We start from the raw sequence: 14220 nt of genomic DNA on the forward strand, positions 1-14220 counted from the left end.
TTAAGGATCAGCGTTCGAGGCGAACAGTTGCCGGTTTCAGCTTCTGGTCCACTGCTGGTTGGTGCTTCCGTTGCAGTACCAGACATCGACCGACGTGCCGTTGCCGGTGCCCGCTCCGGCCGCGTCCAGGCAGAGCGCCGGGTTCGCGACGCTGGTCACCGTGAGGTCCGCGTTCACGTTCCACTGCTGTGCCGTCGCGCCGGTGCAGTCGGAGATGGTCACGGGGTCGCCCGCCGTGGCTCCGGTGCCTCCCACCGTCATGCACTTGTTGCCGTAGACGGTGATCTGCTTGTCCGCGTTCCAGTTCCAGGTCTGGTTGCCGCCGGCGTTGCAGTCCCAGAGGTCGAGCTGGGTGCCGTTGGTCGTGCTGAAGCCGGGCACGTCGACGCAGCGGGTGGAGGCCACCCCGCGCAGGACCTCGCCGGGAGGCGCGGGCGGCAGGTTGTTGACGGGCGGGGTCTTGCCGAAGCCGTAGCCCCAGCGCAGCAGCGCGACTCCGGTGGCGCTGTTGTCCACCAGGTTGCCCTTGGCGTCCAGCGACTCGATCGAGTAGGCGTCGCCGTTCCGCAGGCCAGGCCAGTACACCAGTCCCATCCCCTTGCTGCGGGCGGTGTTCGCCACGGCCGCGAGGTAGGAGGTGTAGATGTTGCCGTTCCACGCGCCGTAGTTCAAGCCGATGGTCATCGGGGAGCCGGCCTCGTCGATGATCGTCCGGCCGGTGTACTTGCCGAGGCGGGCGTTGAGGTCGGCGGTCCACTCCGACTGCTTGGTGTAGCTGGCCCAGAAGCCGTAGAAGTGCAGCGACAGCAGCGTTCCGCGCAGGGCGCGTGCCGCGCCGACACCGGTGACGTTGTCGTTGTAGCCGGTGCCGCTGATCACGACACGGCCACGCGGGACGTCCTTGTGCTGGGCCAGCCAGCCGCTGGTGACGGACACCCACTGGTCCAGGGTGTAGCCGTGCGGCTCGTTCATGGGCTCGAAGTAGACGCGCGGGTTGTGCTTGTACTCCCGCACGACGGTGTTCCACATCTTCTTCCAGGCGGCCGTGTCGTCGACCAGCCCGTCCTTGCTGGTGTCGGCCTCCCAGTAGCTGACGATGACCTTGTCACCGTAGGCCGTGGCCGCGTCGATCGTCGCCCGGTACGACTTCCACCAGGTGGTGCCCACGCTCGCCGGGTTGATCGGCAGCCGCAGGGTGTTGGCGCCCAGGTTCTTCTTGAAGCCGCGCACCATGTGATCCGTGGTGCGGTACACCGTGCGGTAGTTGTCGGTGACCGACAGTCCGCTGGGCACGACGGCGTCACTGGCGTAGTTGTCCCGCGGGTCCGCCCAGTTCACGCCGCGGAAGTCGCTGGTACCACCCTTGGAGGCGGGCTTCGACGCGGGCTTCGCCGGCGCGTGCGAGGGGGCCGACTGAGCGAGGGCGGGAGCGGGAGCGGTCAGGAACATGAGGGTCGCGCCGAAGCCGGCCATGAGCACACTGGCCAGTCTTTTCGACCTCGTCGGGGTCTTGGTCATGTCGTCTCCAGTGACGGAAATCGCGGAGGTCGGAGTGCGGGTTCGTCACCTGAGCCGACTCAGTGATGAACCACGGTCCAAAAACAGCTACTCGGACCCGTGTAAACCGGCCATGGTTACGTAACCATGGCCGGACAGTGACACGCCGCCCGCCCCGATGACAAGACTCGTGACGTTTCCGAAACGCGACAGACTCTTTCACCGGCCTGTGCTGTGCGCGAACTTCAGGCCCCCGTGGAGGGAGGCCGGGCCAGGGCGGCGATTCGCCGGTGTTCCTGATCAGCCAGTTCGCACAGGGCGAGAGCCCCGCAGGTGACGGCCAGGGCGTTCGCCCGTTCCACCTGGGCGACAGCTTCGGCCTGGCGACCGGAGGCAGCCAGCGCCGTACCGGCGGTCAGCCGGGCCATGGCCTCGTTGAGTGGCATCCGGGCCGTACGGAACTCGGCAGCGGCCCGGCTCGCGGTGGGACCCGCTGCCGGGTCCTGCCGGGCGAGTTGTACCTCGGCGCGGGCCAGCAGCGCGAACCCGCGCCGCCCGGCCGGCCCGGCAGGAGCCGCGGCGGCGGCCGCGCGGTCGGCCCAGCTGTCGGCGGCTGCCACGTCACCCAGGGCCAGGTTCGCGACCGTCAGCAGCTGGAACCACATCGGGCGGACCGGGGCTTCGAACCCGAGCAGGAGCGGGCCGCCGCCCGCCTCGAGCACCTTGCTCACGCAGCCCTCCGGATCGCCGTTGAGCAGCAGCGTCTGGCCGAGCATCCCGACGATCGCCGACCGGCGCGCGCCCGGTGCGGGGCCGACCAGGGCGAGTGACTCCTCACAGATCTTCAGCGCTCCGGCGAAGTCCCCCCGCCACAACAGGACCGCCGCGCTCACCACCTCGGCCAAGGAGCGCGGTTCGCCGCTGCCGACGAGTGATGCCGCCTCCAAGGCGTCGTCGGCATACGTCGCCGCCTCGTCCAGGCGCCCGAGCCACATGAGGGCGTACGCGGAGGCGGCGAACAGATCGGCGAGCACGAGACTCTGACCGGTGCGACGGGACAGCTCCAGGCCCCGGCCGAGATGGCGCAGCGCGAGGTCGTAACGCTCGTGGAGCAACTCCGTCCAGCCCGTCATGACGATGATGTCCAACCGCCCGGCCAGTCGCTCGTCGTCGGTGTCGGTGTCGCTGTCGCTGTCGTCGAACGCTTCCACCACCAGGTCCAGGTAGTCGGTCGACCGGGCGTCGCCGGCGGAGGTGTGCGCCAGAGCCAGGAGAGCGCGGACCGACGTGGTCCGCAGCGGGTCGCCGATACGTTCCGCCGAGCGCAACGCGCGTTCGCCCCAGTGGACGGCCGTGGAGAAGTCGTTGGTACGAAGCGCCACCACCGCGACGCCGAACTCCAAGTCGGCGCTCTCGGGACCTAATCGGCCGTCATGGTCCGCCAACTCCCGGAGGAGCAGGGCCGTGGCCTCCTCGTATCGGCCGAGTGCCCACTCCATGGTGGCTCGGAGGGCGGTCAACCGGGCCCGCTGGTCCCGTGCATGCGTGGGCAGGAGGGAGGCGGCCGTCCGCAGGATGTCGCGGCTCTCCACCAGTCGTCCGGCCATGCCCAGCGCATCGGCCTGCTGGAGCCACAGTTCGGGTCGCCGGCGGCTCCGCTCGCCGAGCAGCCGTAAGGCTTCCCGCGTCCAGTGCGCGGCGGTGGCCGGTGCGATCGTCATCACCTGACGAGCGGCCCGTACGAGTACGTCGACGGCGTGTTCGTCCCCCACGCGTGCCGACCGCTGAACGTGCGAGGCCTGGGCGGTCAGTGGCGCGCCGTGCAGGGCCAGGCCCTCCGCGGCCCGGGTGTGCGCCTCGATCCGCCAACCGGCGCCCGCCCCCTGGTACACCGCCGCCCTCACCAGCGGATGCCGGAACCGGAACTGGCGCGTGGAGCCGATCTGGCGGACGAGGTCCCGCTCCGCGATCTCGTCCAGGGCGGCAAGGGTCTGTGCCTCACCGGTCTGGGCCACGACTGCCAGCATGTCGGCTTCGAAGGAGTCGCCGAGCACCGCTGCCGCCTGGGTGCAGACCCTCGCGGTGACCGACAGACATCCCAGCTCCTCCAGCAGTGCGGCACGCACCGGTTGCGGCAGATCGCCGGTCAGGGGCACCAGGTCGGCCGGGACCGCCGGCAGGCCTTCGCCGGCGGCGCTCCGGGTCAGTGCCTCCAGGTAGAACGGGTTGCCGCCGCTGGCCTCGTACAGTCGCTTGAAACGCCAGTGATCCGTTCTGGCCCCGCACAGTTCCGCTCCCTCGGCCGGGGACAGCGGGCCCAGCTCGACTCTCGTCAGTCGCCCCTCCGCTCCGGCCCGTGCCAGCGCCGCGGCCAGTCGCGGCGGAGCCTGCCGGGGCCGGTAGGCGAGGGCGAGCAACAGCGGTGTCCTCGGCGGGTGCCGCACCAGATGGTCGATCAGCTCGGCCGTACCTTCGTCCGTCCACTGCAGGTCGTCCAGACTGACCACGAGACCGCCGTCCGCGCTCACCGCCTCGAGCAACGTCCGCACCGCCCGGTGGAACCAGTACCGTTCGACCGTCACCGGCTCCGGACCGACCGGGAAACGCTCACTGAGCGCGGGGAAGACCGTGCTCAGCAGGGCCAACGCGCCGGCCGGTGCTCCTTCCTTCCAGAGCCGACGGAAGTCCACGTGGCCGAGGTGGTCGTCCAGCGCGTCCACGAGCGCACCGTACGGAGCCCGGTCGAACTCCACGCTGCGTCCGGCCAGGGACACGAAACCGCGCTGCCTCGCGCGCTCGCCCAGTTCACCGAGCAGCCGAGTCTTCCCGATGCCCGGTTCCCCGACCACCTCGATCACTCCGGGCGCCCCGGCCAGGGCGTCCTCGACGGCACCGTCGAGAAGCGCCAACTCCGCTGCCCGGCCGATCAGATGACGCCCTGTCCGGGGCCGCCGCGAGGTCGACGGACCGGGCGGTGCGCCGCCGTCGCGCCCGGTGGACGCCGACGGGGACGTGGGCGCGGGGCGCGGCTCAAGGGCGCGTGCGGATCCCGTGGCGCGCCTGGTCCCGGGACCGACGGCCGGGACGTTCAGCGCGGGATCGACGGCGAGGATCTGCTGGTGCAGTCGCTGCAGCGGGAGGCTGGGATCACAGCCGAGTTCGTCGGCCAGCAGGAGCCGGGTGCGCTCGTAGTGGCCGAGGGCATCGGCCGGGCGACCAGCGCGGTACAGGGCGAGGATGAACTGGCCGGCGAGTCTTTCGTCCAACGGGTGTGTCCTCACCCGGACGGACAACTCGGCCGGCAGTCCGGTGTGGTGACCGCAGCGGAGCCGGACGTCGGTGTGGTCCCGTTCGGCCGCCGTCCGTTCTTTGTCCAGGTGGTCGCGGAGGCTGTTGAACCACGGGGTGTCCAGACCCGCGAAGGCGTCTCCCCGCCACAGGCCGATCGCCTCCCCGAACAGGACCGAGGCCTGCTCGTCCTCCTCGTTCCGTACGGCCGCGCGGGCTCGACCGGCGAGGTCATGGAACCGGTGCAGATCCACCGCGGTCGCCTCGACGTCGAGGACGTAGCCACCGGAGCGCCGGACGATCTCCGCCTCCTCGGCGACGGCAAGAGCCTGCCGCAGACGGGAGACATAGCCGTAGAGCGTGTTCCGGGCCCGCTGCGGAGGGCGGTCGGCCCAGACGCGCTCGAGAAGCTGGTCCACCGAGACCACCCGGTTGGCGTCGACGAGCAGCACCGCGAGCACACATCGCTGCCGGGCGTGACCCAGATCGACGATCCGGCCGTCCACCCTCGCCTCGACGCTGCCGAGCACATCGAACTCAACCGCCACGGCGCCCCCTTGAGTCTCAGGTGCTCACCATGGCACGGCGCCTTCGACCAGCCAATTCAACGTTCGTACAAGGTTCGCCGACGGTCGGCCGAGCACCTTGGTCCAGGACAGGAAACAGCGCGACGAAGACCCCGACATCCAGGAGGACAGCCATGGTCAGTGGCATCACGCTCAAGAGCGTCAAGAAGAAGATCGCGATCGCGGCCGCCGCCGCAGGGCTGGTCATGGCCTTCTCCGGCCAGGCTCAGGCCGCGAGCTACTACCAGAGCACGTCGGACGGCTGCGCCTCCGTCAACGGCTCGTACAACTACTGGCAGGTCGGGACAGCCGGCGGCTACGCGCTCTACGACACCAACTGGGACTTCACGATCTGGGACAACTGCGCCGACGGCAAGGGCGCGGGGCTCTACACCACGTACCAGAAGTGGGAGAACGGCGGCTGGAACTACCACGGCTACACCAAGCTCGGTTCGGACAGCAACGGCGCCAACAGCACCCCCGGTTACGCCAGCAGCAACGGGTACAGCCTCCGCGACGTGAAGCTGTACGTCTGCTTCGTCGGTGACGGCAATTCCTGCGTGTCGCTGTTCTAGCGTCCCCAGGAATCGGAGGAGGGCCGGTGCGGTGGCGGCAGCGGCGGCCTCCGTGTGCCCGTTCTCGCACGGAGGACGGGCACACCGGCACGGAATTCGGGCTCGCACGTCTCGCTGCTGAACTGTCGTATGTCCGTGGTGGACCGCCGTCGCGCAAACCAGCAGGTCGAGCGGATCTGCCGCGCGATGTCGGCCCCTCCGGGTGCGGTGAGCGCGAGCCGAGGGCGTCCAACTCCTCGGCGAGTTGCCGCGCACCCCGCGCAGCCACGGTTGCCCTGCTCGCCCAGACCGAGCTGCTGCGTGCCGAGCAGCGCCGGGTGGCCGTGTTGGACGAGCGCGCCCGGATCGCCCGCGAGATCCGGATGGATGCCGTACACGCCGCCGGGCCCCGGGCCCAGGCCTGTGCGTGCGTCATCCAGCACCAGAGCCCCTTCCAGGCCGCGGTGCCCTTCCTGGTCATCCAGGGTGTCACCCCGCTCATCTGGCCGCTGCTGGTCCGGCTGCTGCACCGGGTGGGCCCCGGCCCCATGCTCGTCACCGGGTTCGTCTCCCTGGCCGGCGCCCAACTGTGGCTGCGCGCGGTGCCGATCCACGAAAGCGGCCTGGTCCCCCTGCTCGGGCCGCTGGTGCTCAACGGTGTCGGCTTCGGTCTGGTCGTCGCCGCCCTCACCGCCGCTGCCGTCAACGTCGTACCGCCCAACCTGACCGGCATGGCGCGCGCCACCACCAGCCTGGTCCGCGACCTCGGGCAGACCCTCGGCCCGGCCAAGGGCAAGGACACCTCCACCACCCTCGGCCCCTGGCTGGTCACCGCCGACGAGCTGGAACCTCACCGCAACCCGGAGGGCTTCCTCGACGTCGCCCTGACCGTCCAGGTCAACGGCGAGACCGTCGGCCGGGACCGACTGGGCAACATGGCCTGGACGTTCGAGGAGATGGCGGCGTACGCCTCCCGCGGCACATGGATCCGCCCCGGCGACATCCTGGGCTCCGGCACCTGTGGAAACGGCGGCTGTTTGGCCGAACTCTGGGGCCGCGCCGGCACCTTCGAACCCCCGCCGGTCGTCCCCGGCGACATCGTCACCATGACGGTCGAGGGCATCGGCACCATCAGCAACACCGTCGTCGAGGGCGTCCCCCCGATTCCCCTGCCAGCCGCCCGCCGCAGGGGATGACCCCCGAGACGCCGTGGCCGAGCAGCAAGCCGAAGACCGCCAGGATCAGGGTGATCGACGCCCCTTCGACGACAAGGACCACCCGGGCGGAGAGCCGGATGCCCCGGACCGCGAAGAACGCCGCCGCGATACCCAGCACAACGATCACGCCGGCCACGACCGCCCCGGATGCCACGGGTGCCCCGACCCCGGGTCAGCAGCTTCAGCAAGTGCACCACGCGGCCCGTGAGGGCCGCCGAGACGAGCAGTCCGTAGCCGACCAGGAGCGCGCCGCTGCCCGCCTCAGCGGCATCTTCCCCGGCCTGGAGCGTGAACTGGACCTCACCAATACCGGCCCGCTGACCTTGCTCACGGGCTACCAGACCCCAGCTGCCCTCCGTCGGATCGGAACCAAGAGGCTGGCGACCTGGCTGCACAATCGCAAGGTCCGCAGCGCCGGCCAGCTCGCCGAGACAGCCGTCCAGGCTGCCGGGCGTCAGCTCACCAGTCTGCCCGGGGAGAAGCTGACCGCCCAGCTGGTGCACACGCTGGCGAAGGAGGTGATGGCTTTCAACCAGGAGGTCGCAGAGGTCGACAAGCTCATCGAGGCCCGGTTTCGCGACCACCACACCTTCGACATGATCACCAGCATGCCCGGCCTGGGCCTCATCCTCGGCGCCGAGTTCCTGGCCGCCACCGGCGGCGACGTGACCGCCTTCGGCACCCCGACCGCCTCGCCGGCTTCGGCGGCGTCGCGCCCGTTCCCCGCGACTCCGGGAAGATCAGCGGAAACCTACGGCGCCCCCAGCGATACAACCGCAGGCTCCAACGGGTCTTCTACACCTCCGCGTTGTTCAGCATCCGCCACTGTCAGGAATCGCGCCGGTTCTACGACCGCAAACGCGCCGAGGGCAAGCGCCACACCGAGGCCGTCCTCGCCCTTGCCCGCCGCCGCGTCAACGTCCTCTGGGCTCTCCTGCGCGACGGACGACGCTACGAGCCCGTACCGCCCGCGGCGCTTGCAGCGTGATGCCCCTGTGGTGCTGTCGATCTGCCGCAGCAGCTGGAACACGGTCGACTGGCTGGCAAGTTTGAGGGAGGATCCGCTGGTCGGCGTCTGACGGCGAGGATTGTTCTTGTCGTCCACACCCGCGTCGGATCCTCAGTGCACGATCCGGTAGCGGTGTTCGGGCCGGCCGGTGGTGCCGTAGCGGAGTTCGAGCCGGACCATGCCCTCGCGTACGAGGTAGGAGAGGTACCGCTGGGCCGTGGCACGGGAGACGCCGGTGAGTTCGGCGGCCTGGGCCGCGGACAGGGCGTCGGGGGCGGTGCGCAGGACCTGGTGCAGAAGGGCGAGGGTCGGCGCGGAGTGCCCCTTGGCCGGGACCCGGGGGACGGCCGGCGGCCGGACGGCACTGAACAGGGCGTCCACGTCGGCCTGGTCGGTTCGTGAGGCCAGGCCCAGGGCGTCCACCCGGTGCTGGAGTTCGCGGTAGGCGGTGAGCCGCTCGGCCAGGTCGGCGGAGCCGAACGGCTTGACCAGGTAGCCCACCGCGCCGAGTTTCATGGCGGTCCGCACCGAGGTGATGTCCCTGTCGGCAGTGATCATGATCGCGTCGGGGCGGGCGCCGCCCTCGTCTCCGCTGAGCTGCCGCAGCACGTCGAGTCCGCTGCCGTCCGGCAGGAAGATGTCGAGCAGCAGCAGGTCGGGGTGAAGGGTGTGCACCGCGTCCAGCGTCTCGGCCACCGTCGCCGCCCGGCCGACCACCTCGAAGCCCTCGACGCGCGACGCGTAGTCGCAGTGGATGTGGCTGATGTGGAAGTCGTCGTCCACCACCAGGGTCCTGATCATCCTCGGTCACCTCCTGTCGGCGAGGCCGACGTGAACTGCGCGTCTCGTGGTACGGGTGTGGCGTCCGGCAGTGGCAGTACGACGGTGAAGACCGCGCCGGGACCTTCACTGACGGCGATCGTGCCGCCGTGCCGTTGGGCCAGCCGGTGGACGAGGGCCAACCCCAGCCCGCGCCGGGCGGTGCCCCGGTCGGGCCGGGTCGACCAGCCGTCCTCGAAGATCGACCCGGCGGCGCCCGGCGGAATCCCCGGGCCGCTGTCCGCGACCCGCACCAGCAGCTGGTCGACAGCCTCGACCAGCGACAGCTCGACCTCACGGCCGCCCGCGGGAGGCGGTCCGCCGGCGGCGGCGTCGATCGCGTTGTCCAGCAGGTTGCCGACGATGGTCAGCAGCCGGCGCAGATGCGGCGGGTCCTCGCCGAGCGCGGAGTCGTCGCTGAGCACCACCCGTACCCCGCGTTCCGCGGCCACCGTGGTCTTGGCGACGATCAGCCCCACGAGCAGCGTGTTGCCGATCCGTTCGCGTACGGACTCGGTCAGCGCCTGGTCGGCGCCGGCCGACTCGACGGCGTACTCGAAGGCGGCGTCGTGGTCGCCGATGTCCAGCAGCCCGGCCACGGTGTGCATGCGGTTGGTGAACTCGTGCTGCTGGGCGCGCAGGGCGTCGGTCAGGCCACGTACCGAGTCCAGTTCGCGCAGCAGGCCGATCAGCTCGGTGCGGTCGCGTACGGTGACCACCGCGCCCAGCTCACGGCCCTGCAGCGTCACCGGCATGCGGTTGACCACCAGGCAGTGGTCGTCGGTCAGCACGCTGATGTCGGTGCCGGGCAGGCTGCCGTCCAGGGCCCGGCGCAGCCGCCCCTCGGGCAGCAGCTCCTCGAGTCTGTTGCCGAGCGCCGTGCCGAGGCCGAGCAGGTCGCGCGCCTCGTCGTTGACCACGGTGATCCGGCCGTCGGGAGCGAAGGCGATCACGCCTTCCCGGATGCCGTGCAGCATCGCCTCGCGATCCTGGAGCAGCCCGGCGATCTCCTCCAGTTCCAGCCCGAAGGTCGACCGCTTCAGCCGCCTGGCCAGCAGGAACGCGGCCGCCGAGCCGAGCGCGACGGCGATCGCGGCGTACAGGCCGAAGGTGGGCAGCTCCCGCCACAGTTCGCCGAGGACATCGTGTTCCGGGATACCGGCCGACACCTCGCCGACCAGGGTGCCCGTGGGTCCTTTCAGCGGAGCTTTGCCGTTGGCGGACCGTCCGGTCGCTCCCTGGTCGGTGCCCACGTGGGTGCGTCCGTCCAGCACCACGATCGGGTCGCCCACCCCCTCGCCGATCAGCGCGGGGTCGGGGTGGGAGTGGCGGATGCCGTGCAGGTCGATCACGACGACGTACGACGCGCCGGACGCCTTCCGGATCCGTTCGGCGACGGTCTGCACGATGCCGTGGCCTCCCCCGTGTGCCATGGCCTGCCGGATCTGCGGATCGGCGGCCGTGGTCTGCGCGATGTCCAGGGCCCGCTGCTCGTAGGCGCGGTCGATCTCGGCTCGCTGGGCGAACGCGAACAGCACGAAGCCGATGGCCCCGGTGAGAGTCAGGATGACCAGCATGTTGGCCAGGATCCGCGCGGAGAGCCTCCCCTTCCCGCCGCGGCCGATCCGGATACGGATGGGCATCACAGGTGCCTTCGCCCTTGTCGTGCTGCCGGGCGCGGCCCCTGCGCCGTACCCGTGGTGGCGTGATTGTGTCCCACCAAGGACATTCTGCCCACCCCCTGACCCGCTGAGCAGAACGCGCAGAACTGCTGTTAACACGACTAACGCGAGATACGTGTGAAACAGCGACGTAATACCGCGCGGCCTTTAGCGTCTGCCTTCCTCGACCTCCGAGGTGAGAGAAGGAGACCGCCTCACATGGCTTCGCGAAACGATGTCGCCGTGCTCCCGGGCGCCGAGAGAATCGGCCGGGACAGCGCGCGAGTGGAAATCTCAGGACTCACGAAACGCTTTCTGACACCTGCGGGTGAGGTGTTCACGGCACTGCAGGACGTCTCCTTCACCGTCGAGCCGGGCCAGTTCTGCGCCGTGGTGGGCCCGACCGGCTGCGGCAAGTCGACGACCCTGAGCATGGTGTCCGGGCTCGACCGGCCCAGCGAGGGGTCGGTCAAGGTCGGCGGCCGTGAGGTGGACGGCGTCGCGGACGGCGTCAGCTTCATGTTCCAGACCGACGCGCTGCTGCCCTGGAAGACCGTCCTCGGCAACGTGCTGATGGGCCCCGTCTTCCGCGGCGTCCCCAAGCAGAAGGCGCAGGCGTCGGCGCGCGACTGGATACGCCGGGTGGGTCTGACCGGGTTCGAGGACCGCTATCCGCACCAGCTCTCCGGCGGCATGCGCAAGCGCGTGGCGATGGCCGCGGCGCTGATCAACGAACCCCGGATCCTGATCATGGACGAACCGTTCGGCGCTCTGGACGTGCAGACCAAGGCGATCATGTCGACCGAACTGCTCGGTCTGTGGGAGCAGATACGTCCGTCGGTCATCTTCATCACCCACGACCTCGACGAGGCCGTGGCGCTCGCCGACCGGGTCGTCGTCATGACGTCCAGCCCCGGGTCGGTCAAGGCGGTCTTCGACATCGACCTGCCGCGCCCGCGCGGTGCGGTCCAGGAGATCCGCTTCCAGCCCCGCTTCATCGAACTTCAGCACCAGATCTGGGAAACGCTGCGCGAGGAGGTGGAGCGCGCCTACGCACGCACCGCAGGAGGTACGGCATGAGTACGACGGCCACCGTTTCCACGGCCCCGGTCAAGGACAGCGCCCAGGCCTCGGCCACAGCAGCTGCCAGGAAAGCCGTCCGGCGGCGCACCGCACTGGTGTGGGCGGGCCGCGTCGGCCTCGCGGTCTTCGTCATCGGCGGCTGGCAGGCGTTCACGGCCTGGGGGATCGTCGACCCGTTCTTCTTCGGGCAGCCGTCCGGTATCGCCAAGCGGCTGGTCGACCTCTTCCGGCACGGCACCGAGTTCGGGTCGTTCTACTCGAACATCTGGACGACGATCCAGGAGGCCCTCGCCGGCTTCGCCCTCGGTGCCGTCACCGGGGTGGTCTTCGGCGTCACGCTCGGCCAGAGCCGCTTCCTCGCGGACGTGCTCGGCCCCTACATCAAGATGGTCAACGCGATCCCGCGTATCGTCCTCGGCTCGATCTTCATCGTCGCGTTCGGCATCGGAGTACTGCCGAAGATCCTGCTCGCCGCGGTGCTGGTCTTCTTCATCGTCTTCTTCAACGCCTTCCAGGGTGTGCGCGAGGTCGACCGCAACATCCTCGCCAACGCGAAGGTGCTCGGCGCCTCACAGACGCAGATCACCCGTCACGTCATCGTGCCGTCCGCGCTCACCTGGATCATCGCCAGCCTGCACAGCGCCTTCGGTTTCGCCATCGTCGGCGCGCTGGTCGGCGAGGTGCTCGGCGCGCAGAGCGGCCTCGGCCTGGTCATCAAGACCGCGCAGAACAACTTCGATCCCGACGGCGTGTTCGCGACGATGCTCGTCATCTCGGTCATCGTGCTCGGCGCCGAGTGGCTGATCGGCAAGCTCGAACACCGGCTGCTGTCCTGGCGCCCGCCGGCGCCGTCCGAAGCCAACTCCCTCTGACACTTCGCGCTTCCCCTCGCCTCCTCTCAGAACCCTCAGCAAAGGAATGTGGTCAGCCATGTCATCAGTCATGTCCAGACGATCCACCGCCGTCGCCGCGTCCGTCCTCACCGTTCTCGCTCTCGGCGCCGTCAGCGCCTGTTCCAGCACCTCGTCCGCCGCGAGCGGCGGTTCGGGTGGCACACCGACCGTCAAGCTCATGGCCGGCGGCCTGGACAAGCAGATCTACCTGCCGTACCAGCTCGCCCAGCAGCTCGGCTTCTACAAGAAGTACGGCGTCGACGTCCAGCTGAGCACCGAGCAGGACGGCGGTGTCGGCGCCGAGGAAGCCATGGCCTCGGGGCAGGTGGACATGGCGGGCGCCTGGTACAACCACACGATCGAGTTCCAGGCGAAGGGCAAGGCGGTCGAGGACGTCGTCCAGCTCTCCGGCGCGCCGGGCGAGCGCGAGATGTGCACCACGAAGTCGGGTGTCACCTCGGGCGCCGACTTCAAGGGCAAGACGCTCGGCGTCACCGACCTGGGGTCGGGCACCGACACCCTCACCCAGTTCCTGGCCGCCAAGAAGGGCGTAAAGACCAGCCAGTTCCACCGGATAGCCGTCGGAGCGGGCTCCACCGCCGTCGCCGCGCTGCAGAAGGGCAAGGTCGACTGCGTGATGACGACGCAGCCGACGGTCGCCGCGATCCAGAAGAAGGGCGTCGGTACCTCCGCGATCGACCTGGCCACCACGGCCGGCGCCACGACGGCGATGGGCGGCGCCTATCCCGCGGCCAGTGTGCTCGCCCGCACCGACTGGGTGAACCAGAACAAGGCCACCGTGCAGAAGGTCGTCGACGCGCTCGTCGCCACCATGCACTGGATCAACACCCACAGCGCGGCGGACATCGCGAACAAGCTGCCGGCGTCGTTCGTGTCGAACCAGCTGGTGACCAAGGCCGACTACATCTCGGCCCTGACCGAGGACAAGGGCCAGTTCCTTCCCGACGGCATCATGCCGGCCGGCGGTCCGAAGACCTCTCTGGCGACGGAGCGGCTGGTCGGCAACGTGAAGGGGGCGGTGGACCTCGGCAAGACGTTCACCAACGACTTCGCCGTCCAGGCCAACAAGACCGAGGGCTTCAAGACCACCACCACCCCGGCCGGCCCGAACGGCTGACCCCCCGGCCACGAGCCCGTCCTTCCCGGACGGCCGTTCCCCGGCTCAGTCCACGCTGGGCCGGGCGAGCCCGTGATCGCAGGCGAGGATCACTGCCTGGACGCGATCACGGGCGCCGCTCTTGGCCGGACCCGGCCGACGTGGGACTCGACGGTCGACTCGGACAGGACGAACCGGCCGGCGATCTCGCGGCGGGGGCTGTCCCGACGAGTTCATCTCTCGGAGGGCCTCACGCTCCGCGTCGCCGAGACAGCGCGGCATCCCTCGCCCGGTGCCCCAGGACGGACCGTGGTGTCCCGGTCTCGTCGTCGAGCACCACCAGTTCGGTGTCTCCGGACAGTCCGGCGGATTCCCGGCGGACTCACAGGACATGGCGGACCTGCCTTACGGCCGCGACGGCGAGGTGACCGGGTCCTCAGCGCGTAGAGCGGCCACCGACCAGTGGCCCTCCTCGGCGACCTCGGGGATCTGCGCGAACCCGGTGAACGCCGGCAG

The 14220-nt window shown here is 69.9% G+C and carries 9 protein-coding genes and 1 pseudogene; 6 read left to right on the forward strand and 4 right to left on the reverse strand.

Going from position 1 to position 14220, the window contains the following annotated elements; all coding sequences use genetic code 11:
• Positions 1–36: 36 nt before the first annotated feature.
• Both QA861_RS37780 and QA861_RS37785 read right to left on the reverse strand, forming a co-directional pair.
• Complete coding sequence (locus QA861_RS37780; protein ID WP_334593285.1) at positions 37–1518, reverse strand: ricin-type beta-trefoil lectin domain protein; 1482 nt, start codon at positions 1516–1518, stop codon at positions 37–39.
• Positions 1519–1742: 224 nt separating this feature from the next.
• Positions 1743–5333, reverse strand: coding sequence for an ATP-binding protein (locus QA861_RS37785; RefSeq protein ID WP_334593286.1), 3591 nt, complete (start codon positions 5331–5333; stop codon positions 1743–1745).
• 152 nt (positions 5334–5485) lie between these two features.
• Between QA861_RS37785 and QA861_RS37790 the strand changes: the two genes are divergently transcribed.
• The 3 genes and pseudogenes from QA861_RS37790 to QA861_RS37800 all read left to right on the forward strand — a co-directional run.
• Positions 5486–5926 (forward strand): Tat pathway signal protein, encoded by a 441-nt coding sequence (locus QA861_RS37790; RefSeq protein WP_334593287.1) that lies wholly within the window; start codon positions 5486–5488, stop codon positions 5924–5926.
• A gap of 26 nt (positions 5927–5952) precedes the next feature.
• Positions 5953–7101: a fumarylacetoacetate hydrolase family protein gene (locus QA861_RS37795; protein ID WP_334593289.1), complete on the forward strand. Its 1149-nt coding sequence runs from the start codon at positions 5953–5955 to the stop codon at positions 7099–7101.
• A 251-nt stretch (positions 7102–7352) separates the two neighbouring features.
• A pseudogene (locus tag QA861_RS37800) lies at positions 7353–8110 on the forward strand (transposase); the annotation flags it as partial.
• 132 nt (positions 8111–8242) lie between these two features.
• On the opposite strand, the gene QA861_RS37805 reads toward QA861_RS37800, so the two are convergent.
• Together QA861_RS37805 and QA861_RS37810 are read right to left on the reverse strand one after the other, a co-directional pair.
• Complete coding sequence (locus QA861_RS37805; RefSeq protein WP_334593291.1) at positions 8243–8932, reverse strand: response regulator; 690 nt, start codon at positions 8930–8932, stop codon at positions 8243–8245.
• Entirely contained in the window at positions 8929–10593 is a 1665-nt protein-coding gene (locus tag QA861_RS37810) for an ATP-binding protein (protein WP_334593292.1), read from the reverse strand. Before QA861_RS37810 ends, QA861_RS37805 begins: the two co-directional genes overlap by 4 nt.
• Before the next feature lie 237 nt (positions 10594–10830).
• Here QA861_RS37810 and QA861_RS37815 point away from each other — a divergent pair, with 237 nt between their 5' ends.
• The 3 genes from QA861_RS37815 (at position 10831) to QA861_RS37825 (ending at position 13725) form a co-directional block, all read left to right on the forward strand.
• Positions 10831–11691 carry an ABC transporter ATP-binding protein gene (locus tag QA861_RS37815; protein WP_334593294.1) on the forward strand — a complete coding sequence of 287 codons (861 nt, stop codon included), beginning with the start codon at positions 10831–10833 and terminating at the stop codon, positions 11689–11691.
• A complete protein-coding gene (locus QA861_RS37820) occupies positions 11688–12566 on the forward strand; it encodes an ABC transporter permease (protein ID WP_334593295.1) in 879 nt (292 codons plus the stop codon). The genes QA861_RS37815 and QA861_RS37820 overlap by 4 nt, the downstream gene beginning before the upstream one ends.
• Positions 12567–12636: 70 nt before the next feature.
• Positions 12637–13725 carry an ABC transporter substrate-binding protein gene (locus QA861_RS37825; protein ID WP_334593297.1) on the forward strand — a complete coding sequence of 363 codons (1089 nt, stop codon included), beginning with the start codon at positions 12637–12639 and terminating at the stop codon, positions 13723–13725.
• Positions 13726–14220 lie beyond the last annotated feature (495 nt).

Origin of the sequence: Streptomyces sp. B21-083 (assembly GCF_036898825.1) — a bacterium.
Taxonomy (GTDB): Bacteria; Actinomycetota; Actinomycetes; order Streptomycetales; family Streptomycetaceae; genus Streptomyces.

What these genes read in the sequence shown, in the direction of transcription:
- QA861_RS37780 (WP_334593285.1), bottom strand. Translation starts at nt 1,518, where the DNA reads ATGACCAAGACCCCGACGAGGTCGAAAAGACTGGCCAGTGTGCTCATG.
- QA861_RS37790 (WP_334593287.1), top strand. Translation starts at nt 5,486, where the DNA reads ATGGTCAGTGGCATCACGCTCAAGAGCGTCAAGAAGAAGATCGCGATC.
- QA861_RS37805 (WP_334593291.1), bottom strand. Translation starts at nt 8,932, where the DNA reads ATGATCAGGACCCTGGTGGTGGACGACGACTTCCACATCAGCCACATC.
- QA861_RS37810 (WP_334593292.1), bottom strand. Translation starts at nt 10,593, where the DNA reads ATGCCCATCCGTATCCGGATCGGCCGCGGCGGGAAGGGGAGGCTCTCC.
- QA861_RS37815 (WP_334593294.1), top strand. Translation starts at nt 10,831, where the DNA reads ATGGCTTCGCGAAACGATGTCGCCGTGCTCCCGGGCGCCGAGAGAATC.
- QA861_RS37820 (WP_334593295.1), top strand. Translation starts at nt 11,688, where the DNA reads ATGAGTACGACGGCCACCGTTTCCACGGCCCCGGTCAAGGACAGCGCC.
- QA861_RS37825 (WP_334593297.1), top strand. Translation starts at nt 12,637, where the DNA reads ATGTCCAGACGATCCACCGCCGTCGCCGCGTCCGTCCTCACCGTTCTC.